The sequence below is a fragment of the Paraburkholderia haematera genome, from assembly GCF_905220975.1.
GTDB lineage: Bacteria > Pseudomonadota > Gammaproteobacteria > Burkholderiales > Burkholderiaceae > Paraburkholderia > Paraburkholderia haematera.
The window spans coordinates 269071-291552 of sequence record NZ_CAJNBK010000004.1; the positions used below are offsets into that span (position 1 = coordinate 269071).

Consider the following 22482-nt stretch of genomic DNA (forward strand, 5'->3'; position numbering starts at 1 on the left):
CCGGACGCTCGCTATCGTTGTCCGTTTCTGGGTTGTACAACAGGAGCTATGGAAACAGCCGCGACAACCCCACGGTATCGCACGCACGGACTTCGCACCAGACCTACAAACAGGTGTCCGTCTTTGCCACTCGTATGACCCGGCTATATCCGGGTATCAAAGCGGGAGAGCGCCTGGCGTTTTAGCGTTGGAGTGATTGAGGGACGGACAACACAATGCCCGTTACCGGTGAACTCCCGCGGGATCGAGGGGGCGAATGCACTGGTCGATTCCTGTACGTTCCCTTGCCGTAGGCAGTCAGCAATGGGTGGTCACAACGAGTGCGTTGATCCAGTCGCCGATCGCACGATCAGTTGACCACCGGGAATCCCCATATGGCCACTGGCGACGAGCCTGGCAGAGGCATGACGGCATGCTGGTGGGCGTGATTTCATGTGCCGTCACCATTCAGTCACGCGCGCATGCTTCCATTCATTACGTTCTCTTACCGGCCACTTCGCACATGCCGATGTCACTGCCTTTCCAGCCCGCATAGCTGTTTCAGGAGATGAACATGCCGAGCACTCAACCTGCATCCGCAGTAAGCCGTATTGTCAGTCGCACCACGCTAGCGTTCGCCGCACTTTGTTTCGCGGCGAGCTTCGCCGACGCGCAAACCTCGACAAAGCCGATCGTCACCCCGGGTTATAGCCTGACCGTGTTCGCGGCGGGTTCCGGCGGGTTGATCAGCGCACCGGACTCACTGGCCGTGCTTGATGGTCACGTTTGGGTCGGCTATGCGAACACCGGTGCACCGGATGGCTCGAATGGCGCGATGAGCGTGATTGTCGAATACTCGTTAGACGGCAGTGTCGTGAAGACGTATCAAGTCGCGGGACACAACGATGGCCTGAAGGTCAATCCGTACACGCGTGAGATCTGGGCGATGCAGAATGAGGATGCGAATCCAAACCTCGTCATCATTAACCCCGCGACCGGTCAGGCCTCCAAGCCGTATTCCTTTGGCAAGACGCTGCACGGCGGCGGTTACGACGACATCGTGTTCAAGGACGGCCAGGCCTACTTCAGTGCGTCCAATCCCACCCTTAACAGCAGTGGCAAGAATTTGGGTCCCGCGATTGTCCGCGTTCTGCACCTTGATGCCAACACCTACACGATCGACGTTACCCCGGTAGTGCGCGGCACATTGGACGCCAGCGACATTCCGTTTGGCACTGTGGCGACCCTCAATCTGACCGATCCCGATTCGATGACGCTGACGCCGTCGGGTGATGTACTGCTCGATGATCAGGGAGATGGTCAGCTTGTCCTGTTGCGCTCGTCCAGCGAAGAACCGCGAGTGCAATACTTGCCACTTCTCGGCAACGTGCAGGTTGACGATACGGTATTCGCCACTGCGCGACGGGGGTACCTGCTGGTGTCCGATACGAAGGCGAACATCGTGTACAAGATCAGTGCCAATGTCTGGCAACGTGACGCAGCGTTCTCCGCATCGACCGGCGTGGCTGCTACGAATGGCACGCCGGCGGTGCCGGCTTATGTCGGTCAACTTGATTTGCGTAGCGGAGCACTCCTTCCGTTGGTAACCAATCTGGTCAGCCCGCACGGGATGGCCTTTGTACCGACGGACGACCAGCAGTAACAACCGCGCGTTGATCGCTGAATGACGCATGACGCATGACGCGGTCGCCGTAAGCAATTCCGCGGCGACCGACCGGCCGCAGCGCGCGTGACAGGCGCTTTCACGTAACGCGCAAAAGCGATCGAGCCTGCTTGAGCAGCGCGTGCGAGGCGGCAAACTCATTGCGTCCAGCCATGGTGAGCGCGGCATGACCCGTGCGCGCGAACAACGTGTCGTCGAATGTTGCGACGGCCTTCAAGCCGGGACCAGGATCGTCGAATCCGCGAAAGAACGCGAGCATCTGGAGCGCATCGGAGCGCGAGTTCTGGGGGCCGGCCTTGGCTAGAATCTCGGCGGCTGCGGCCAACTGCCGGGTGGCCGCGAGAAATTCGGTGTGTTCCATGACATCTGTCTCCTCATGCTTGCGACAACAGCCAAGTTCGGAACGCATCAGCGTTAGGCCGGTTCAGTGCCGCGGGCGGATAGACAAGCCAGTAACTGAAGTCGTTGGGCAGTGCAATATCGAAAGGCTTTACCAGACGGCCACTACGAAGCTCGTCCTGTGCGAGTGTGAGCCGGCCTAACGCAACGCCCTGGCCATCCACGGCGGCTTGCAATGCGAGGCTGGCGTCGTTAAACGAAGCGCCTGCATCCATGTCGAGCCCATTCACCCCGGCCTCGTCACACCAGCGCTGCCACCCCTGTCTAGGGGTGTCGTGCAGCAAGCGGACGTAGCGCAAGTCAGCCGGAACATGAATGGCGGGCGGCCCGTCGAGAAGCTTCGGACTACAGACCGGACTCAAGGTCTCCCGGGCGATCAGGTCGGCTCTCAAGCCTGTCCATTTCCCGAGTCCTGAGCGAATGGCGAGATCGAAGCGTTCGGTGGCAAACGCCCAGACGTCGGCCGAGCTATCGAGGCGCACCTCGATTTCCGGATGCAATGCGCGAAACGCTTCAAGACGCGGCACCAGCCACCGCGAAGCGAACGACGGCAGAACGGTAATGCGCAGCGGCCGCGCGTCAGGCTCCATTAAGCGCACCGTTGCCGTCGCGATGCGATCGAACGCGCTGGCCAGTTCCGGAAGATAGGCTTCGCCCTTTGCGGTGAGCTTCAGCGCATGTCCTCGACGCTCGAAAAGGCGCGTGCCCAGCCAATCCTCGAGTTGACGGATTTGATGACTGATCGCGGCCTGCGTCACACAAAGTTCAGCGGCAGCACGGGTGAAGCTCAGGTGCTTCGCCGCGGCCTCAAAGGCACGCAGCGCACCGAGCGGGGGCAGGCGTCGCATGAATCGGTCGATTACTTTAATTGATCGAGAGCATGAAGATAACCCGTTTGTGACCCGTGAGGAAGTCGCTTCTAATCACACACTCCCGGGGCGGACGCACGGCCCCCGACGGATTGCCGACGCGAGGTCTATTCATGATTTCCTGGAACATCTGGATTCTGTTTTTTGGCTACACCGTACCCATGGTCGTGAGCCCCGGTCCCGGCAACACGGTTCTCGCGACCGCCGGCGGCCGCTTTGGCGTGGCCGGTTCGCTTCCATTCTGGGCCGGCTTCGAGATGGCGAACGTGGCGCTATGTCTTATCTACGGAATGGGCTTGGGGAAGGCATTGCATGGCCACCCTGAAATCCAGGCGGTGTTCAAGTGGGCGGGCACCGCTTATCTGCTCTATCTTGCCTGGGGATTTTTTCGTTCGTCAGCCGGATCGGCAAACAGCAGCGAAGAGGGCGGCGTGCGGCTTCGTGCCGGGGACGGGTTTCTATCCGTGATCCTCAATCCCAAGATTCACTCGATGATTCTGGTGATGTTTTCGCAGTTTCTCGACCCGGCTCACGCGCTCCCGACCCAGGTCGTCCAATTCGCGGTTGCGTTTCTTCTCGTGTGTGTGGCTTGCCACTTTCCATGGATAGTGGGAGGCCGGGTGATCCTTCGCCGGTTTCGATCGGCACACGCAATGCGGATTCAGGGGCGGGTGTTCGGCCTCTGCATGATCCTCGTGGCGGCCTATGTCGCGTTCGGATGAAATCCGGGGGGTGATCCTGTCTAGACAGGAAGGTAGAATCTTATATGTATATACAACATGGCCTGCTCGTATCGAAATTACGGTCATCCAGCGCATCGAAGGTGTTTGTAAACTACCGCAAATTTGAGTCTAAAGCGCTTATCATGCGCGCAAACCCTAGTTGCGGTACTGAAAGTGGACTCGCTACCATGATGTCTATACAACATCGGGTGATGTAGGTGCATACCAAGAAGAAATCGCCCTGTATATACAACATCGCTGGGCAGCATCCATGGGGTTGAGGGCAGTTCGCCTCCGGCACCGTTCAGCGCCTCGAAGACTGTTTCTGGAGAATGTATGAAGAAGTTTGTCCTGTGCGTTGCGCTTGCCGCCATTGCAACCGGTGCGTATGCAAAAGACTGGTCGACCGTCCGGTTCGGCGTGGATGCCAGCTATGCGCCGTTTGAATCAAAGGCTCCGGACGGCAAGCTTGTCGGCTTTGACGTCGATCTCGGCAACGAAATCTGCGCGCGTCTGAAGGCCAAATGCGTGTGGGTCGAGAACGACTTCGACGGCATGATCCCGGCGCTGAAGGCGAAGAAATTCGACGGCGTGCTGTCGTCGATGTCGATGACGCCGCAACGCGCGGAACAGGTTGCCTTCTCGGCGAAACTGTTCAATACGCCGACGCGCCTCGTCGCCAAGGCGGGCTCGTCATTGCTGCCGACGCCACAAGCGATGGCCGGGAAGACGATCGGTGTCGAGCAGGGCACGATCCAGGAAACCTACGCGAAGACCTATTGGGAGCCGAAGGGTGCAAAGGTCGTGCCGTACCAGAACCAGGATCAGGTCTATACCGACCTGCTCTCGGGGCGCCTCGACGCTTCGCTGCAAGATGCGGTGGAAGCTGAAATCGGCTTCCTGAAGACGCCGCGCGGCGTGGGCTTCGCGTTTGCCGGCAAGGATATCGTCGACGAGAAGGTCTTGGGCAACGGTGCGGGCATCGGCATGCGTAAGGACGACGCCGATCTGAAGGTGAAGGTCGACAAGGCCATCGCCGACATCATCAAGGACGGCACGTACAAGAAGCTCGAGAAGAAGTACTTCGACTTCGACGTCTATGGCGGCTGAGCGGTAGCCACGCCCTTTTTCCCGTCGGGCTTTTTCGTCGCGCTCCTTCGTCGATATACACGATCCATCCGCTGCGCGGCGGCGCGGCGTCATCTGTTCACGCGCCCAGAATCGGCCGTGTGCAACAGATGCGCCGCGCGATCGAACGCCTCGCCATCAAGGATACGTAAGCATGTTATTTCACGGGTTTGGCCCGCTACTTCTTGCGGGCATGTGGGAAACGATCAAGCTGGCGATGCTGTCGCTAGGCGCTTCGTTTGTGCTGGGTCTTGGCGGTGCCGCGGCGAAACTGTCGCCCAATCGCGTACTGTCCCGCGTCGGCACGATTTATACGACGCTGATTCGTGCTGTTCCTGACCTCGTGCTGATGCTGCTGCTGTTTTACGGCATTCAGATTCTCCTCAATGATCTGACCGACTGGCTGGGTGTCGATCAGATCGACATCGACCCGTTTGTTGCCGGCGTCATCACGCTCGGTTTTATCTACGGGGCCTACTTTACCGAGACATTTCGCGGCGCCTTTCTCGCTGTTCCTCGCGGGCAGCTCGAGGCAGGCTTCGCCTACGGCATGAGTTCATGGCGAGTATTTAGCCGGATCATGTTCCCGCAAATGATGCGCTTCGCCCTGCCCGGTATCGGCAACAACTGGCAGGTGCTGGTCAAGGCCACAGCGCTGGTTTCGATCATCGGCCTTTCCGACGTGGTCAAGGCGTCGCAGGATGCGGGTAAGAGTACGTTGCAGTTCTTCTTTTTCACGTTGACCGCCGGGGCGATCTATCTGGTGATCACAACCGTGTCGAACCTGGTATTGATCTGGCTGGAAAAGCGTTATTCGATGGGCGTACGGAGGGCAGCGCTGTGATTGAACTCGTCAGGCAATACTGGCAAAACTATCTGTACACCGACGGCTATCACTACACCGGTCTTGTCGTTACCTTGTGGCTGCTCGTCGCCTCGATCGGACTGGGTTTTGGTCTCGCGGTTCCCCTTGCCGTGGCGCGCTCGTCGCGTAACCGTTTCATATCCGGACCGGTCTGGCTCTACACGTATGTTTTTCGCGGCACGCCGCTCTATGTCCAGTTGCTGATCTGCTATACAGGTCTCTACAGCCTTCAGGTTGTGCACTCGCACGAACTGCTCGACGCCTTCTTCCGGAGTGCGATGAATTGCACGTTGCTCGCATTTACGCTGAATGAGTGTGCGTACGCCACGGAGATTTTTGCGGGCGCGATCAAGGCGACCTCTTATGGTGAGATCGAGGCCGGACAGGCTTTCGGAATGTCGAAATTCAAGCTCTATACCCGCATTATCCTGCCGTCCGCATTGCGGCGAGCGCTGCCCAACTACAGCAATGAAGTCATTCTGATGCTGCATGCAACAACGCTCGCTTTCACCGCCACCGTACCCGACATTCTGAAAGTGACGCGCGACGTCAACTCCGCAACCTACGCTTCCTTCCAGGCATACGGCATTGCCGCCGTGCTGTATGCCGCCATCGTTTTTACGCTGGTATGGGCGTTTCGCCGGATGGAAACACGCTTGCTGGCCTTTCTGAAGCCGCAAGGGCATTGAACCCGGCTACCCGCAGCCAAGATGGAGTGTATTGAGAATGTATAAGCTGACTGTCGACGACCTGCACAAGAAGTTTGGTGACAACGAGGTTCTGAAGGGCGTATCGCTCAAGGCCAAGGCCGGTGATGTCATCAGTATCATCGGTTCGAGCGGCTCGGGGAAAAGCACCTTTTTGCGTTGCATAAATTTTCTTGAGCAGCCTTGTTCCGGGCGGATCACCGTCGACGCGGAAGAGATCCAGACGAAGCGCGACAGAAAAGGCGCATTGCAAGTGAGCGATCGCAAGCAACTGCAGAAAATGCGCGCCAAGCTATCGATGGTGTTTCAGCACTTCAACTTGTGGGCGCATATGACGGTGCTCGAAAATATCATCGAAGCGCCCGTCAGCGTTCTGGGGTTGAGCCGGGCGGAAGCGGAGACGCGGGCTCGCAAGTACCTGACCAAGGTCGGGCTCGTGGCCGGCACAGAAAGCAAATATCCGGCTCATCTGTCCGGCGGTCAGCAACAGCGGGTGGCCATTGCTCGCGCACTGGCGATGGAGCCCGAAGTCATGCTGTTCGACGAACCCACTTCGGCGCTTGATCCGGAACTGGTCGGCGAAGTGTTGAAAGTCATGCAAGCGCTGGCCGAAGAAGGGCGCACGATGATCGTGGTCACGCACGAAATGGGATTCGCTCGCAACGTATCGAATCACGTGGTCTTTCTGCACAAGGGCAAAATCGAAGAAGAAGGTAATCCGCAAGACATCCTGGTCAATCCGAAAAGCGAACGGTTAGGGCAGTTTCTTGCTGGCAGCCTGAAATGACACCAGCGTCACGGTCGACGTGCGAAACGCATGCCTGGACCCGCTTTGCAGGACGGATCGAGACCGGAACCGACCCCATCGGCGATCCGTCCGCGGCGCAGATAACGGATACGCTAAGTTATCCTGTTATTTCCGCTCAGTGACCCAGTCCACTCAGAGCGATCTGCTGCTCCACGTACTGGGCGAACAGTGCATGCAGATGTGTCGTCGGATGAAGGTCGTCGGCGAACATATAGGTCTGGTCGGCATTGGCCGTCGCGTAGGTTGCCGGTGAGCACAGGAGCGATGTGTCATCCGGCGTTTTCGTGGGATCGCACGCCTGACCGGTGTTCGTCACCGCGAAGCCGTTGGCCTGAGCGTTCGCGATGATCTGGTCTACCCACGTATAAGAATCGATCTGGATCACCTTGCCTTGCAGGCCGTCGGCTTGCAAGGCGGCGTTCAGGTCCTCGTTGAAGAGTTGCGATAGCTGGGTCAGGTTGGCCCCGCCGTCGGACGAGGCGATGCCTTTGGGCGACAGGCCGACATTCGGCACGTTGACCAGCACCACATGCGTGGCGCCGCTCTGAACGATCTGCCCGACTATCTGGGCGAGGGTGGCTGCCGCCGTTTGCACGGTGGGCGCCGCGGCCGGCAGCGAACCGGCGCGAAGCACATCGTTTGCGCCAGCCCAGACCAGCACCAGTTGACTGGAATTGAAACTGCCGTGCGTGTTCAGATAGCTCGAAACCTGCTGGTTGACCGGCATTTCGATGTTGCCGATCACGTCGGTGAGAAAGTCGTACAGGTTGGCGGGCGTCGCCACCGTGGCGCCGCCTTCTGCATAGCCGAGGCCGTTTTGCGCACTCAATTTATGCGTGATGTCGATCGTAAATGCAGCGCTTAGCGTGCCGCCGTAGTACTGCGCCACGTTCTGAGTCCACACCTGTCCCGGATTGGTCGTGAAACGCCCGCCGCCGACCGCGCTGGCGATCGGCGCAAAGGTCCCGACGTCCGACAGGCTGTCGCCGAACGAGACAACTTGCAGATTGACGCCGCCCGGGGGAGGGGCTGTGCCGCTGCCGCTACTCGAATCGCCTCCATGGCCGCCGCATGCGGTAAGCAGTGAAATCACCCCGGCAAGAATTGCAATACGTACCGTGCGTACCGTGTCATGGATTGCTCGCATAGGTCCTCCATCGCGGCTCGGCTGGGCAGTGGCCCTGACGTGGGGCGGGATGTCGCCATGCCTGCCTGTTGCGCCTGGCGCGGGTAGCTTTCCGCGGGTACCTTCATTAAGCAAAAAACATGCGCTGCCGTGGCCCGGCTATCTATGCCGCTGTATGTGCGCTCCGGTCACCAGTTGTCCCGCATCGGAATCGACTCGACCGACCCGGTCGCGAGCGCAAGCGCCGCCGCAGCCGACAATGCGCTGCTGTAACTATCCGCGTCCGCGTTTTTCGCCGCGAGCAACTGATTCTGCGCGAGCAGCGCGTCGGTCACCGAGCCGACCCCTTGCCGATAGGCGTCGAACGCGGCGTTGTACGTCGTCTGCGCCGCGGCGAGCAGCTCTTTAGACGCAGCTTGCGCCGCGAGACTCGTCTGCAACGTATTCTGCGCGGTAACGATTTGCCGGACCGCTTCCTCGCGGCTTCGCGTCAGGCGGGTCGAGGCGCTATCGGCGTCGTTGCGCGCCTGCGCGAGCACCGCCGATCGCAAACCGCCGTCATACAGCGGAATCGTCACACCAACAATCACGCTGCCGCCATAACGGCCGCCGCTCAGATTCACTGTCGGCAATTGCTGGCCGATGGCCGGAACCGCCGAAATCGACGAACTGCCGGTGTTGTAGGCGCCCGTCGCCGAGACGAATACCTTCGGCATGAAGTCCGACTCGGCCGCCTTCACTTTCGCCAGATTGACCCGTTCGGACGCATAGGCGCTCAACACGTCCGGGCGCCGGGCGATCGCGGACGACACGATCCGCTCGATCGAATCGTTCGTCATTGCCGGGAGCGTGTGCGTCGGCATCTCCGCGATTCTGGGTTTCGATAGCGGCGAAATTCCCATCGCGGCAACCAGCGCGAGATAGCTGTTGCTTTCCGCGCCCTGGGCCTGGACGAGCGCGAGCCTGGCCTGCGCGCGATTCTGATTGGCCTGCGCCACTTCGATGACGGTGCCGATGCCATGCTTGTAGCGCGACTGCGCCGCGGCCAGGATCGCTTCGGCGTTGTCGAGGCCTTGCTGCGTCGTAACGATGCGGGCACGCGTGGCCTGGTATGCGTAGAACGCGACGCTGACGTCGAAGATCACCTGCTGGTGGACGGCGGTGAAAGCGATGTTCGCCATCACCGATGCCTGCGACGCGGCTTCGACGCGCGCGGCGCGTCCGCCGAAATCGAACAGCAGCCATTGCAGCGCGACCACCGAGGTCGTACCGTGCCCGGTTGCGCTGGCCGACGAATCGCCGAACGCGGAAGTGCTCGAATCGTGGAGGCCGAGGTATTGGCCCATCGCCGCGACCGACAATTGCGGGAGATAGGCGCTCTTCGCGATGCCGGCGGCGAGCGCCACATTGCGCGCGTCATTCCAGGCGATACGGGTCAGCGGGTTCGCCGATTCCGCCAGATCGATCAGTTCGGGCAGGTCGTATGCATGCGCCTGCTCCAGCGCCGCTGGAGGGGGCACGGTGGCGAGCGCGGGGTTCGCGGGGAGTTGGTAGTTGCGTGCGGAGGTGGACGGGTTAACCGAGGCGGTCGAAGCGGCCGCAGCGGCTGAAGCGGCTGAAGCGGCCGATGGCGCTGATGCAGTTGACGCAACCGGGCTAGCTGAATTAGCGGGCCCAGGCACGATGGCGCCCGTTGAATCCGTTTGCGGTTGCCACGGACGATCGGGACTGTCCGGCGCCATGTCCAGCGATGACGTGGCGCATCCGGCCAAACCCGCTGCGGCCAGGATCGCCAGTGCGAATGAAGGGTTAAGCCGGCGCATGAGTTGCGAATTCCTTCGCTGCGTCGTTCGACGCAGCGTGTTCAAGTTGAGTGAGGCGTGTGTCGCCGAGGTGCAGCAAAACGGCGCGTGTATCGTCGCTGGTTGCTGCGGGCGGTAAAGCCGGCTCGTGCGCGAGCGGCAAAGCTGGGTCCCGCGCGGCGGGCAATGCTGCGACCGCTGCGTTGCCGTTGCCTCCAGGACCCGCAGATCCCGCAGCACCCGCAGCACCCTCAGCACCCTCAGCACCCGCCGACACCGTCACGCCACCTTCAGCCCGCTTAAGCCAGCCGTCGATCGCGGCGTCGCCCGGGCGTCGTTCGGCGAGCAGGAACATCGGTCCTTCCAGCGCGTCGAGCCTGGCCAGTGCACTACGGCGTTCTGCGATCCACTGTGCTTCGGGGCGAACCCACGACGGCTCGTAATGCATCAACGCGAGGTCCTGTTCCAGCGCGCCGCATTGAGCCATGGCGCTCGCGGCCTGCGCCCGGCGCGTGACGGCATCGGGCAGTGCCGCCAGTCGTTGCCACTGTTGCCGCAGGGCGGCGAGCCCGGTGTCGATGCGCGCGGCCACGGTAACTGGCCAGACGCGCGTGAAAACCAGGTAGACGACCACGTTACCGATCAGGATCCCGATCGTTCGATCCCGTGCGAGCGTCAAGTCGTAGCCGGGCGCCGCGCCCTGCAACACGCACATAAAAAACACCAGGGCAATCTGGAAGCCGGCATAAGCAAGCCGTGGCGAACCGAATGCGATCCACGCCGACAGCCACGCACCGACCAGCACCAGCGTCATCAGCCCGGCGACGGACGTCAGCACCGGCGTCACGAATACGATTGCCGCGGTGCCGAGGAGGGCGCCCACGAGACACCCGGCGATCCGCAGCGTCATCTTCTCGACGGTCTCGGCGGTGGTGCCGAGCGACACCATATAGACCGTGATGAAGCAGGTGTGGATGCCCGGCCAGTTGATCTGCGAATAAAGCAGATAGCAGAACATCGCCGCCACGGTGGTTTTCAGCGCGTAGCGGACGTGGTCTGGATTGGTGAATGCATCCGGGAGGAAGAACCCGCCGCGCTTGGCCGCAGGCGGCGAGGTGCTGGCTTCGACTGGCGCCTGGGTAGGAGCCTGGGTGGGTGCTGCGGCCCGGACGCCGGTTTTAACTTCGCTTTCGCCTTTACCTTCGACATCGGCGTGCGCTTCGACTACGGCGAAACGGGTGATCGCATCCCGCAGAGTCTCCACGGCGACTCGCGCGAGCGGCGTCAGCTCGGCCGCATCAGGCAGCTTGAGTTCGATGTCGACCGGATAGCCGCCTGCTTCGAACGTCCGGGCCATGTTCTCCAGCGTCTCCGCAATCGGCGCGGCGAACGATGCCGGCAGCCGCCCCGACGGTTCGCCGGACGCCAGATCGGCCGCGACCAGAATCGCGAGCGTCGATGACACGGCCTGCCGCAGCGGCCCAACATCGTCACGCACCGACGACCCGTCGACCACCGAGAGCTTGAGCCACGTGCCGATTTCCGCGTCGCCCTCGCGCAGGCATTCGCCGAGTGCGTCGGCCGTCGCCTCGGGTTCGGTCATGCTTCGGGCTGCGATCCGCAGACGCTTCGCCACCGCGCGGCCGGCGAGCTTTCGCGGCGACGGCGCGATCAGCAGGTTGACGCCAATCGAGATCCCCACCGGAATCGCGACCATCAGCCAGACGTAGAGCAGGGCGCGCGTCGCCACTTCGCCGAACGGTACGCTGCCGAGTTCGTCGAGCGCAAAGCCGACGATCATCGCGAGGATCGCGCCCACCGGCCGCAGCTTGCTCGCCGAAGTCACGAACAGCAGACCGAACGATAGCCCCGCGATACACGCGACCCGCCACATGGGATCGTCGAGCGAGAACGTGGCCACCACCGTGACCAGGCCGATCATCACCGTGACCAGCACCAGCAATGCTGCGCCGAGCACGACGCTCAGCACCCGGTCGGGCCTGTTCAAAAAGAACACGACATAGGCGGAAATCGCGGCTTCCGGCGTACCGTATGCGCTCGTCACGAACGCCGTCAACGCGCAGATCAGCGCGATGCGGGTCGCCATCGCCGCTCGTCCGGGGTAGGGCGCGAGCAGCTTCAGGATGTCGGCTGGGCCCGGTCGGGCAAGCTCACCGGCAGGCTGCGCCATGCCGAACCTCGACGATCGCACTTGCACCGATTCGCACCAGCCGGGCGGCCGGTTCGTCGAGCCGCACCCGCACGGGGAAGCGCTGGGCGACCCGCACCCAGTTCACGGACTGCTGCACGATCGGCAAGGTGCGCGGCAGATTGATCCGGTCCGAATCGGCCACGCCGGCGCTGATGCCGACCACTTCGCCGCGAATCGCCTGGCTCCGGTCGATCATGGAATAAACCGTCGCGCAATCGCCCGGCTGGATCCGCGCGAGCGCCCCTTCACGGAAGTTGGCGACGGCAAACCATTCGTCCGCGTGGACGAGCGTGAAAATCGACTGATGCGGCGCGATCGTCTCGCCGGCCAGCACCGATAACCCCGTGACGAAGCCATTCTGCGGCGCGCGCACGATGGTGTCGTCGAGGCCGCGCTGTGCGAGCGCGAGGGCGGCCTCGCGCGCATGCACTACGGCGACGGCGCCTGCTTCGTCGCCGATCGTCTGTGCGGTGGCCTGCTTCTGTTCCTGCGCCTGTTTTAGCGACAACGCCGCATCGTGCTGTGCGACCTGCGCCTGATCCAGTTGCTGCACCGGCACGTAGCCCTTCGCCACGAGCGGCGTGAGCCGCTGCACGGTGCGCGAAGCCAGTTCGTAGTTGTGTGCCGCCTTGCCGGTCTGGTCGCCGGCGATGACTGCATTCGCGCGCTCGCCGACAATCGACTTGCGCCGCGTTTCGAGCGCCGCGCGGGCCAGTTCGAGATCGGCCTGGGTTTGCGCGACCGCCAGCCGATAAGGCACAGGATCGATTTCGAAGAGCACGTCGCCCTTTGCGACCCGCTGATTCTCCTGCACCGCCAGCCGGATGATCCGGCCGCCGACGGGCGACGCGACGTGGACGACGTCGGCGTCGATCGTTGCGTCGTCGGTTGAGGGAAACCGGGTGGTCCGGTCGTAGCCGTACCAGGCCGCGGCGACGCCAAGTATGACGATGACGCCCGCGATTACGCGGCCTTTGACCGAGGCTTGACGCAAGCCGGCGATTTTCATAAGAGCTGTCCTGTTCCCGAAAGCCAGAAGAGCACGGCGACCGTCAGACCGATGGCGAGGCAGACCGAGAGCTGAAACGGGACGATCTGCGCCCACCCCGTGGAGACGAAGATCCGATGGGCGATGAGTGCGCCGACGAACCCGGCGATGGCGCTCAGCAGCCAGAGCGGAAAATAGGCGCCGAAGATTTCATACGACGGCGCACCGCGAAGCGTACACCCTTGCAAGGACAGGCTCAGGGCAACGACGACCGCGACGGCCGGGAAACGCGGCACGCGCTGCACGATCGAGGCGCGGACGCCTCCAGGAATTGTCTTGAACGGCATTGTGGCGTCGCGAGGTGGGTGAATGCGTTAGGGAAGCAACGAAATCACCGGCACTTTACCAGCGCGCCCGTTTCGTTTCGACTCTTTCCGGTGTGCCAGCCCGATTACCTGTTCCAGATCGTCGATGGTCGTTCAGAGGGTCGTATTTGAAGCGAGCGCGTGCTATGCGCTGCGAATACTAACGATCGTGCCCGTGCCGACGCAAATCGAAAGAAATGGAGTTCGTCAAGCCTGCACGATTGAAAAGCGGTTCCTCAGTCAACGTTAAAGGTTTTTCCTGTTTGGCCGTTTACCGGGTTTCGCGGTTTTGCGCAGGGTATGTCGAGATCCAATGAATCCTGTTGCGGCATCGAGCGTCCGTATCGCGAACTACATGACGGCCTTCGTGGGCCTACCCTTTGCCGCGCAATCACGGGGCACTGCCCACCGTCAGGCCGTCCTGGCTGCTACCTAGCGACTGGAACAGCGCCGCAGTATCACTCAAGCGGCTGGCCTGCGCGCGCGTCTGGTCCAAGGCGGTCTGCAGCGCCTGACGTTGCGTATCGAGCAGGCTCGACCGGCTGATGCCTCCCGCTGAATACTGCGCATGCGCAATATCGAGGTTGGCCTGTGCCTGCACGGCGGCGTCGTTACGGGCATGTAATTCCTGGGCGTCGTTGCGCAACGCCGTGAGTGCATCCGCGACCTGTTGCAATGCCTGCAGGACGGTTTGCTGATAGCCGGCGAACGCTGCTTCATAAGCTGCTTGCGCTGCGCGCTTCTTCGCGTGCAGTTCGCCGCCGTGGAAAATCGGCTGTGTCAGGTTCAGGCCGATATTCCAGATATTCAGGCCGCTCACAATGTCCTGAATACTAGTGCGCTCAGAGCCGATTCCCGCCGACAACGAAAACTGCGGATATAGATTTGCCGTTGCAACGCCTACATTCGCACTTGCCTGATGCAGTAATGCTTCAGATGCGCGAATGTCAGGACGCTGCCGCGCGAGCGTGGAGGGCAGCGTGACCGGTATGTCGTTGGGCAGATGAAGAGAATCGAGCGTGAGTTCGCTGAAATCCATTTTCGACGGTGCGACGCCAACCAGGATCGCGAGTTGATGATCTGCCTGAGCGAGCTGAGTCGCGAGGGGCGGCAGAGATGCGCGCGTTTGCGCAAGCAGCGTGCGCTGGCTGTTCACGTCGAGTTGCGAGACGCCACCGGCGGCAAAGCGCGCCTCGATAATCGATAACTGCTGCGCCTGCGCATCGGCGAGACGTTGGGTCAGCAGGATCTGCTGCTGCAACGAAGCGCGCAGCACTGCTGTCGATACCACGTTGCCGGCAATGGAAAGGCGCGCCGCATCGAGTTCGAATGCCTCGTAATTGACCTGCGCTAACGTTGCTTCGAGCGCGCGACGATTGCCGCCAAAAATATCGAACGCGTAAGACACGCTCACCGATGCGTTGAATAACGAAAACGGCCCCGGATTCTCGACGTGCGGAATACCGAAAGCAGCAAGATCGACTTGTTGCCGTGTCGCCGAAATGCTGGCGTCGACCCTCGGAAACTGCGTCGCGCCAGCCTGAGCGTTGTAGTTCTCGCGCGCTTCAATCAGTTTGGCGCGCGCTTGCACAAGTGTCGGGCTCCGACTCAGCGCCTGCTCGACAAGCCGGTCGAGTGGCTCCGAGCGGAACTGCTGCCACCACATCGGCATGGCGGAATCCGCGGTGGTGAAAGTCTGCGCCGATCCGGCCGTGGCGTCTGCAGACACGGTGCCTGATGCTTCTGCGTGACGCGTATACGTTTGCGTGTCCGGCGCCGCGGGCGCCTGGAAGTCCGGTCCCACCGCACAGCCGCACAGCACGAGCGAACACAGTAAAACGAGTTCTTTCATGATCGTGTTCTCCTAGTCCAGCGTGCGACGATAAAACCGTAACGCGATGGCCATGACGATGGCCGTGAAAAGCGCCATGGGCCATACGGATGGCCAGAGATCCGCCCAGCCATTGCCTTTGAGCAAAATGCCGCGAATCAGCCGGTTGAAGTAGGTCAGGGGCAACAGATTGCCGATAAACCGCGCCCATTGCGGCATGCCCGCAAAAGGAAACATGAAACCGGAGAGGAGGATGTTCGGCAAAAAATAAAAGACCGCGAGTTGCATGGCCTGCAACTGGTTTTGCGCAAGCGAAGACAGCGTGATGCCCACCGTCAGATTCGCTGCAATGAAAAGCAAGGCAGACAGATAGATGGCGACCGCGCTGCCAAAAAATGGAACGTGAAAAATAAAACGCGTCGCGATAAGAATGATCGATGCCTGGACAAGGCCAATAAAGACATAGGGGACAATCTTGCCGGTCATGACTTCGATCGGCAGGACCGGCGTGGCGAGCAGGTTTTCCATCGTGCCGCGTTCGCGTTCACGCGTCACGGCGAGACCCGTCATCATGACGAGCGTCATGGTCAGGATCACGCCCATCAGTCCCGGTACCACGTTGTACTGCGTAATGCCTTCAGGGTTGTACAGGTTATGAACCTGCACGCCGAAGGCGTTCTGCGTTCCGTTCAGATGTGCGAGCGGACCCTTGAGGTCTTTGTCCACAACCGGTTGAACAAGGCCCGCAAGCGCGCCGACAGCAGTATTTGTCGCAGTCGGATCGGTGGCGTCGGCCTCGATCAGCAGCGAAGGATGTTCACCACGCAACAATCTGCGCGAGAAATCGACCGGTACGTTAAGCACGAATTGCACTTTGCCTTGGGCGAGAGCGCGGCGGCCCGCTTCTTCGTCGGGCAAGGTTTCGACGATGTCGAAATAGGCTGAGTTCGTCATCGCGGCGACAAAACTGCGGGAAAACTCGCTCTGGTCGTGAATGATGACCGCGGTCGGCAGGTGCTTCGGATCGGTGTTGATCGCGAAGCCGAACAGGGCAAGCTGGATGATCGGCAGCCCGATAATCATGCCGAAGGTGACGCGGTCGCGCCGCAACTGGAGAAACTCTTTGAGGACGATCGCCCACCACCGTGTCAGGGAGAACGCAATGTGCTTCTTCACGATGGCGCTCCGAAGTTGTCTTCCGAATGGCTCATCAGGTAGATAAACACGTCTTCAAGGCCCGTGCTGATGGGTTCGATGCGCAGCGCGGTGCCCGCGGTTGCCTGCCTGATCGCCGTTTCGAGCGCGGCATGATCGCGCCCGCTTACGTGCAGCGAGGAGCCGAATACGACAGTCTGGTCGACGCCGGGTGTGGCACGGAGTTGTTCGGATAGCGTACTAAGACGCTCTCCATAGATCGACCATGTCGCGAGGTCTTGCGATTCGATGATCTCGCTCGACGTACCGTTGGCGAGCAGCGTCCCGTAGGCGATATACCCAAGCTTGTGGCAGCGCTCCGCTTCGTCCATGTAGTGCGTGCTGACGAGCACCGATATGCCGCGCGCGGCGAGCCGGTGCAATTCCTCCCAGAAGTCGCGCCGTGCGGTCGGATCGACGCCCGCGGTGGGTTCATCCAGCAGCAAGAGTTTCGGTTCGTGCAGCATGCACGCGGCGAGCGCCAGCCGCTGCTTCCAGCCGCCCGATAGCGAACCCGTCAGCTGGTTGGCGCGCGTTTGCAGTCCGAGCGATTCCAGCGCGCGGTCCACGGCTTCGCGCCGATTGCGCATCTGATAAACGCGTGCGACGAAGTCGAGATTCTCGCGAATGCTCAGGTCTTCCCAATAGGAAAAGCGCTGGGTCATGTATCCGACATTGCGCTTGATCTGCTCGCTCTCGCGCAAGATGTCGTACCCGAGGCAGGTGCCGGTTCCCGAATCGGGGGTGAGCAAACCGCACATAAGCCGGATCGACGTGGTCTTGCCGCTGCCGTTCGGTCCCAGGAAGCCGAAAATTTCCCCGTGCCCGACCTGCAACGAGACGTTGTTGACGACATGCTTATCGCCGAAGCGCTTGTTCAGATCATGGACGTCGATGACGTATTGCTGTGTGTCGGCGCTCATTGCAGCACCACCGAGACGGGTTGGCCCGGATGAAGTTTTGTTGCATCCGCGCTGGACGGGTGGGCTTCGACCATGAAAACGAGCTTGGCGCGGCTTTCGTTGCTGTAGATGACAGGCGGCGTGTATTCCGCCTCGCTCGACACGTAGGTGATCCTGGCGGGGATGTCGGCGGCGCACCCGTCGCAGTGGATCGCCACGCGACGATCGGGCGTCAACTGGCCGACGATCGTTTCCGGAACGAAGAAACGCACCTTGATATTCTGCGGCGGCAAAAGCTGCACGATCGGGCTGCCCGCCGGCACCCATTCGCCCTCGCGATAAAGCGTGTCGTAGACAAGGCCCGCTGCCGGGGCGGCGACACGCTTCTGATCGAGCTTCCATTGCGCCTGCGCAACGGCCGCATCCGCTGCTGCCACCTGAGCCTGCTGTTGGACAATCTGCTGCGAGCGCGCGGGCAGGCGAGCCACGTTGACCTGACTGGTAAGTTCGCGGACTTGTGCCGCGGTGGAGTCGGCGTTGGCTCGTGAATCGTCGAGCTGTGCCTTTGCAATGCCGCCGGCGCTGTACTGGGCTTGATCCCGCGTGAGTTGCAGCGATGCCTTGCGGGCGTTGGCGATGGCTTCGGCGAGCTGGGCACGGTTGACGTCGACCTCGGGTACGCGTTTGCCCGTCTGGATATCCGCAAGTTGCGCGCGGGCGGCTGCGAGTTGCTGCTGGGCCTGCGCCAGTGCATGGGTTTCGTCGTCCGATTCGAGTGCGAACAACGAGGCGCTCGCACCCACCGTTTGTCCCCGTGCGACTGACAATTGGCTCAGCTTGCCGGCTTGCGACGAGCCGAGATAGACAAACTCGCCCTCGACATAACCCTGGTAGGTGCCGGCGTCGTTGTGTGAGCAGGCCGGCAGCAAGGCGGCCAGCAGCACAAAAAGTACGGCGCGGGGAAATCGGTTCATGATGGGCTCCGCAACGAATCGCGACCATCGGACCGTCCGCGCAACCGCGCTTGCGCAGCGCCGGACAGATTCGCGACGGGAAAGAATGTATTTAGTGAGTATTCCATAATTTATAGCTTTTAATAGGGCACTCAGGGCGCGTGGCAGCTTTGCTCAACACGGCCGCAAGGGTTTTCCCGCAGGCATCCGTGCCCTGCGCGCGGGCGATTCAGGCTTTTCCGCAGCGCAATGGTTTGCAGTGGAACCCATTCGCGGACCGCGCCAGATGAAGTAGAATGGATAGTATGTGAATTTGAATTCAAATTCAAACTGTTTTTGCGAGCCTGCTCTTCAACCATGCCCACCCCCACGAAAAAGACAGCCACGGCGCGGCCCAAACCGTCCAGGCAGCCGGAACCGCCCAGGCAGCCCACGGCGCCAAAACGGGCCTCGCGCCCTGACGGCGCGGCGACACGCCAGCTTCTGCTCGAAACAGCGGGGCAGTTGTTCGCCGAGCGTGGTTTCGCGGATGCCACCAGCAAGGAAATCTGTGAGCGCGCCGGCACGCCGATGGCGTCGGTCAACTATCACTTCGGCAGCAGGGAAGCGCTGTATGAGGCCGCACTGATCGAAGCGCACCGGCAGGTCGTGGGCCTCGACGAACTGGCCGCGCTCGTCGCCAGCTTCGCCGACCCGAGGGAACGGCTTCGCGCGCTGCTCGGCCGTTTCGTCGGATTCTCAACGGACACCGGCACGCCTTGGGGCTTCATGCTGATGCTGCGCGAAGTGCTCTCTCCATCGAACGCTATTCCGGCGCTCATCGAGAAAGCCATACGGCCTAAAGCCGCATTTTTGCTGAAGACAATTGGCGAGGTGCTGGAATTGAACCCGTCAACCCCGGTGGTGCAGCGGGCTTTGATGTTTAGCGTGCTGCCCTGCATCGTCATGATGGTCGCGCCAGTGCGAATGCAGGCTGCACTGCTGCCCGCGGTTGCGAAGGACAGGGAGGCGCTGGCGGAAGACTTTGTTCGCTTCGTGATGGCCGGGCTCGATGCAATTGCTTTGGCTCACCGCTCAGACGCGCAGGCGGACAACTGACGTGCCGGTTGAGACCGGCTGAGGAGAAACTGGAAACGTGGGTGCGAACCTTCGCTGATTCGGCGGGGGAACGCCCCTTGCAAAGCGCTTCGCAATCCTGGCGGCGATGCGTTTCGTATTGACGAGGCAAGATCCAATTCGGACTTTTTGGGAGACACCACCATGCTCGTGACTCAGTATTTCGCGAAAGACCTGTTCAAAGGCAAAACCGTTTTCGTCACCGGGGGCGGCAGTGGCATCAATCTGGGTGTAGCAAAGAACTTCGCCGCACTCGGCGCCAACGTTGCCATTTGTGGACGCACGCAGGAAAAGCTCGACGCGGCGGCTGCGGAGTTGCGGGTGTTCGGCACGAAGATCTGTGCCGTCAGCGCGGACGTGCGCGACAGTGCGGCACTCGAAGCTGCGTTCGAGAAATCCCGAGCGGAATTGGGCGCCATGGACGTCCTGGTTTGCGGTGCCGCGGGCAACTTTCTTGCGCGCGCCGAAAAACTCTCCGCGAACGGATTCAAGGCCGTGGTCGACATCGATCTGATTGGATCCTTCAATGCCACTCGCGGTGCATTCGAGCAACTCAAGGAAACGAGAGGAACGATCCTGTACGTGTCGGCCGGCATGGCATACATGCCGCACGCTTTTCAGGTCCATGTGGGCGCCGCCAAGGCGGGCATCGACATGATGATGAAGAACATCGCTCTGGAATGGGGGCAATACGGCATCCGGGCTAACAGCATTGTGCCCGGCCCCATCGAGGGCACCGAGGGCATGAAGCGTTTGCCGAAGCAGGACGAATTCGTCAAGGCCATTCCGCTGCAACGCATGGGATCGGTGGATGATATCGGCCAGGTCGCGGCATTTCTCGCTTCGCCGCTCGCGGCTTACATCTCCGGCTGCGTGGTGGTGTGCGACGGTGGCCAGAACCTGCTCGGTTCGGCGCTGTTCAATATGGGCGCCGAGCAGATGTTGCGCGGCCAGGAAGGGTGAGCGCTCATGGACTTCAAAACGATTGACGTCGACGTCGCCGATGGCATCGCCACGCTCCAATTGAATCAGCCGGAACAGGCCAACGCCATGGGCGAGCAGATGTGGCTGGATATCCGGGATGCCTTCCACTGGGTGGACGAGACGCCGGAGATTCGGGTGGCCGTCATCAGCGGTCGAGGCAAACACTTTTCGTCCGGCATCGATCTTGCCATGCTCGCAGGCATGAAGAATGAGATGCAGGATGAGTGTGACGGTCGTGCGCGAGAGAAGCTGCGCCGCCGGATTCTCGATCTGCAGGACACGCTGACCAGCATCGAGCGTTGCCGCAAGCCGGTGCTCGCGGCTATCCACGGCGCGTGTATCGGTGGCGCCGTCGACCTGATTACCTGCTGCGACATGCGTTATGCGTCGGCCGATGCCTACTTCTCGATCAGGGAGATCGACGTGGGCATGACCGCCGACGTGGGCACACTGCAGCGGCTACCCAAGCTGGTGCCGGACGGCATTGTTCGCGAACTCGCTTATACCGGCCGCCGGCTCGACGCTGCCGAGGCGAAGCAGATTGGTCTCGTGAATCGCGTCTATGATTCGCCCGACGATCTGCAACGAGGAGTGAGAGAGATCGCCGCCGCCATTGCCGCCAAGTCGCCACTGTCGATTCGCGGCATCAAGGAAATGGTGCTCTACTCGCGCGATCATTCCGTGGCTGATGGCCTGAACTACATCGCCACCTGGAACGCGGCCATGCTCCTATCGCAAGATTTGACCGAGGCCATGACAGCGGCACGGGAGAAGCGGTTGGGCAAGTTCAGGGATTAGAGCGCGCAAGCTGTCCTGACGGAGACGCTGCGGCCCGCATCTGAGCCAGCAGCGCGTCTCCTGGCCATGATGGCCGCGCGTCGCTTCGCTCGGCTTCCCGTACGAGCTCACATAGCCTTTCGTTCACCGGCGCTGTGCGCCCGAGGCGTTGGGCGAGGCGCACGACTTCGCCATTGATCCAGTCGATTTCCGTCGTGCGTCCCGCAGCCAGATCGTCGGACATCGACGAGCGCGCGAGCGGATCGATCGTCAGCATCGCGCGGCCCAGCCGCTCAAATAATGCATCGGGCACGCTGAGAACACGCGGTATCCAGGTGGCCGGAAGCGGCGTCACTCTGGCCGGCCGGATGTTGGCCTGTTTCAGAAGCCCGAGCGCTTCCTTCTGTGCCATGCCAAGGCAGATCCGGTAGGCACGTTGCGAGAGTTCCTCCTTCAAAGGCCGGTTGGAGAGCGCGTTGATTGCATTGTTGAGATTGAGCAGCAGCTTGGCCCACTGTACCGGCAACATGTCGGCGTGCTGGATCAGCGGCAGCCCCGCTTTCCTGAACGCTTCGACGAACGGCTGCAAGGCCGGCGCCTGCCGGATTTCCAGCTCGCCCGCCGACCCCTGATGAAATGCACCGGGGCCGCGTTCGACGACATTGAACGGCACCATGCCCTCCAGCACCGTGTTATGCGGCAGCGCGGCGCGCAGTATGTCCGCATTGCCGACACCGTTCTGGAAACTCACGACGACCGCGCCGGGGCGCAGCACATTCGCCAGCTCCGCCGCGGCCGTGGGTGTCGCGGCAGACTTGACGGTCACCAGAACGAGATCGGCGGCGGCGGCCTTTGCCGCGTCCGTCGACACGTCTGTCCGCTCCGGTGGCACATACCAGCGGCTATCGTCGTGCTTCGAGAGCGTGATGCCTTGACTGCGCAACTGGTCGGCGATGCGAGCGCGTCCAATAAAACTGACCTCGCTGCCCCCGGCAAGAAGCCGTCCGCCGACATAGCAGCCAATGGACCCGGCGCCGTAGATACAGATTTTTGCCATACAGTTTCTCAAGT

At 61.4% G+C, this 22482-nt stretch carries 21 protein-coding genes; 9 read left to right on the forward strand and 12 right to left on the reverse strand.

The features are described 5' to 3' along the window. Positions 1-547 precede the first annotated feature (547 nt). Complete coding sequence (locus KHO23_RS10900) at positions 548-1642, forward strand: hypothetical protein (protein WP_211611021.1); 1095 nt, start codon at positions 548-550, stop codon at positions 1640-1642. 100 nt (positions 1643-1742) lie between these two features. Here the strand turns inward: KHO23_RS10900 and KHO23_RS10905 are convergent, their stop codons facing one another. Then, positions 1743-2024, reverse strand: a complete 282-nt coding sequence (locus tag KHO23_RS10905) for a hypothetical protein (RefSeq protein WP_236066790.1) — start codon at positions 2022-2024, stop codon at positions 1743-1745. 13 nt (positions 2025-2037) lie between these two features. Continuing rightward, positions 2038-2910, reverse strand: a complete 873-nt coding sequence (locus KHO23_RS10910; protein WP_211611022.1) for a transcriptional regulator GcvA — start codon at positions 2908-2910, stop codon at positions 2038-2040. A gap of 134 nt (positions 2911-3044) precedes the next feature. On the opposite strand from KHO23_RS10910, the gene KHO23_RS10915 reads away from it, so the two are divergent. From KHO23_RS10915 to KHO23_RS10935, 5 genes are all read left to right on the forward strand, one after another. Further along, on the forward strand, positions 3045-3653 hold the full coding sequence (locus KHO23_RS10915) for a LysE family translocator (protein ID WP_211611023.1): 609 nt from the start codon (positions 3045-3047) through the stop codon (positions 3651-3653). 336 nt (positions 3654-3989) lie between these two features. Then, on the forward strand, positions 3990-4763 hold the full coding sequence (locus KHO23_RS10920; RefSeq protein ID WP_211611024.1) for an ABC transporter substrate-binding protein: 774 nt from the start codon (positions 3990-3992) through the stop codon (positions 4761-4763). Positions 4764-4935: 172 nt separating this feature from the next. Next, complete coding sequence (locus KHO23_RS10925) at positions 4936-5625, forward strand: ABC transporter permease (RefSeq protein ID WP_211611025.1); 690 nt, start codon at positions 4936-4938, stop codon at positions 5623-5625. After that, positions 5622-6335: an ABC transporter permease gene (locus KHO23_RS10930; RefSeq protein WP_211611026.1), complete on the forward strand. Its 714-nt coding sequence runs from the start codon at positions 5622-5624 to the stop codon at positions 6333-6335. The genes KHO23_RS10925 and KHO23_RS10930 overlap by 4 nt, the downstream gene beginning before the upstream one ends. A gap of 37 nt (positions 6336-6372) precedes the next feature. After that, positions 6373-7140, forward strand: a complete 768-nt coding sequence (locus KHO23_RS10935) for an ABC transporter ATP-binding protein (protein ID WP_211611027.1) — start codon at positions 6373-6375, stop codon at positions 7138-7140. 136 nt (positions 7141-7276) lie between these two features. Here KHO23_RS10935 and KHO23_RS10940 read toward each other — a convergent pair whose 3' ends face one another. The 9 genes from KHO23_RS10940 to KHO23_RS10980 all read right to left on the reverse strand — a co-directional run bounded on the left by KHO23_RS10940 (position 7277) and on the right by KHO23_RS10980 (position 18555). Next, entirely contained in the window at positions 7277-8308 is a 1032-nt protein-coding gene (locus KHO23_RS10940) for an SGNH/GDSL hydrolase family protein (RefSeq protein ID WP_211611028.1), read from the reverse strand. Between the two features lie 167 nt (positions 8309-8475). Further along, entirely contained in the window at positions 8476-10110 is a 1635-nt protein-coding gene (locus tag KHO23_RS10945) for a TolC family protein (protein WP_211611029.1), read from the reverse strand. Further along, a complete protein-coding gene (locus tag KHO23_RS10950) occupies positions 10097-12280 on the reverse strand; it encodes an FUSC family protein (RefSeq protein ID WP_211611030.1) in 2184 nt (727 codons plus the stop codon). Before KHO23_RS10950 ends, KHO23_RS10945 begins: the two co-directional genes overlap by 14 nt. After that, positions 12261-13310 carry a multidrug transporter subunit MdtN gene (gene mdtN, locus KHO23_RS10955; protein ID WP_211611031.1) on the reverse strand — a complete coding sequence of 350 codons (1050 nt, stop codon included), beginning with the start codon at positions 13308-13310 and terminating at the stop codon, positions 12261-12263. The genes KHO23_RS10950 and mdtN overlap by 20 nt, the downstream gene beginning before the upstream one ends. Continuing rightward, a complete protein-coding gene (locus KHO23_RS10960) occupies positions 13307-13636 on the reverse strand; it encodes a hypothetical protein (protein WP_236066791.1) in 330 nt (109 codons plus the stop codon). The genes mdtN and KHO23_RS10960 overlap by 4 nt, the downstream gene beginning before the upstream one ends. 409 nt (positions 13637-14045) lie before the next feature. Continuing rightward, on the reverse strand, positions 14046-15506 hold the full coding sequence (locus KHO23_RS10965; protein WP_211611032.1) for an efflux transporter outer membrane subunit: 1461 nt from the start codon (positions 15504-15506) through the stop codon (positions 14046-14048). Between the two features lie 12 nt (positions 15507-15518). Next, positions 15519-16661: an ABC transporter permease gene (locus KHO23_RS10970; RefSeq protein ID WP_211611033.1), complete on the reverse strand. Its 1143-nt coding sequence runs from the start codon at positions 16659-16661 to the stop codon at positions 15519-15521. Further along, complete coding sequence (locus KHO23_RS10975) at positions 16658-17602, reverse strand: ABC transporter ATP-binding protein (RefSeq protein ID WP_211611034.1); 945 nt, start codon at positions 17600-17602, stop codon at positions 16658-16660. Before KHO23_RS10975 ends, KHO23_RS10970 begins: the two co-directional genes overlap by 4 nt. After that, on the reverse strand, positions 17599-18555 hold the full coding sequence (locus KHO23_RS10980) for an HlyD family secretion protein (protein WP_211611035.1): 957 nt from the start codon (positions 18553-18555) through the stop codon (positions 17599-17601). Before KHO23_RS10980 ends, KHO23_RS10975 begins: the two co-directional genes overlap by 4 nt. Before the next feature lie 336 nt (positions 18556-18891). Between KHO23_RS10980 and KHO23_RS10985 the strand changes: the two genes are divergently transcribed. The 3 genes from KHO23_RS10985 to KHO23_RS10995 all read left to right on the forward strand — a co-directional run bounded on the left by KHO23_RS10985 (position 18892) and on the right by KHO23_RS10995 (position 21432). Continuing rightward, the gene (locus KHO23_RS10985) at positions 18892-19632 is read left to right on the forward strand and encodes a TetR/AcrR family transcriptional regulator (RefSeq protein WP_211611036.1); all 741 of its coding nucleotides are present in this window, start codon (positions 18892-18894) and stop codon (positions 19630-19632) included. Between the two features lie 162 nt (positions 19633-19794). Then, a complete protein-coding gene (locus KHO23_RS10990; protein WP_211611037.1) occupies positions 19795-20613 on the forward strand; it encodes an SDR family oxidoreductase in 819 nt (272 codons plus the stop codon). A gap of 6 nt (positions 20614-20619) precedes the next feature. Continuing rightward, on the forward strand, positions 20620-21432 hold the full coding sequence (locus tag KHO23_RS10995; RefSeq protein WP_211611038.1) for a crotonase/enoyl-CoA hydratase family protein: 813 nt from the start codon (positions 20620-20622) through the stop codon (positions 21430-21432). Here KHO23_RS10995 and KHO23_RS11000 read toward each other — a convergent pair. Continuing rightward, entirely contained in the window at positions 21422-22468 is a 1047-nt protein-coding gene (locus tag KHO23_RS11000; protein WP_211611039.1) for a 2-dehydropantoate 2-reductase, read from the reverse strand. The two genes, KHO23_RS10995 and KHO23_RS11000, sit on opposite strands and share 11 nt — an antisense overlap. Between the last annotated feature and the right edge of the window lie 14 nt (positions 22469-22482).